This is a genomic window from Candidatus Symbiopectobacterium sp. NZEC135, assembly GCF_025962695.1.
The window spans coordinates 1-670 of the sequence record NZ_JAGFPF010001183.1; the positions used below are offsets into that span (position 1 = coordinate 1).

At 58.2% G+C, this 670-nt stretch carries 1 protein-coding gene and 1 pseudogene; both read left to right on the forward strand.

All coding sequences use genetic code 11. From position 1 onward, the window contains the following. Positions 1-469: lipopolysaccharide heptosyltransferase II (gene waaF, locus J5224_RS33225; protein ID WP_264629157.1), on the forward strand; the 469-nt coding region annotated here is incomplete at its 5' end. Next, positions 469-670 (forward strand): annotated as a pseudogene (locus J5224_RS33230) (lipopolysaccharide heptosyltransferase 1); the annotation flags it as partial. The gene waaF and the pseudogene J5224_RS33230, both read left to right, overlap by 1 nt.

Genomic DNA, 670 nt, shown 5'->3' on the forward strand with positions numbered 1-670 from the left:
CAAGCGCTGGCCGCACTATCACTATGCCAGCCTGGCGCAAACGCTGATCGAACGCGGCCATCACGTTGTCCTGTTCGGCTCAGCCAAGGACAACGAGGCGGGAGAAGCGATACGCGACACCTTGCCCGAATCCCTGCGTGCCTTTTGCACCAATCTGGCCGGCAAAACGTCACTGGATCAAGCCGTGGTGCTGATCGCCGCCTGTCACGCTGTGGTCAGCAATGACTCCGGATTAATGCACGTGGCAGCCGCGTTAAACCGCCCTCTGGTGGCACTCTATGGCCCCAGCAGTCCGGATTTCACGCCGCCGCTGTCACATCAGGCCAACGTTATCCGTTTGATTACCGGCTATCATCGCGTGCGTAAAGGCGATGGCGAGCAGGGATATCACCAAAGCCTGATTGATATTCAGCCTGAGCGCGTGCTGGAAGCCTTGACGCCTTACCTCCAGAAACAGGATTATCGCTAATGCGGGTGCTGATCGTTAAAACCTCTTCCATGGGCGATGTTTTGCACACGCTGCCTGCCTTGACGGACGCCATGCGCGTCATCCCCAACTTGCGATTTGACTGGGTGGTGGAAGAAGGGTTTGCCCAGATCCCTACCTGGCACGTCGCCGTTGACCGCGTGATCCCGGTTGCTATCCGCCGCTGGCGTAAAAGCTGGTTCA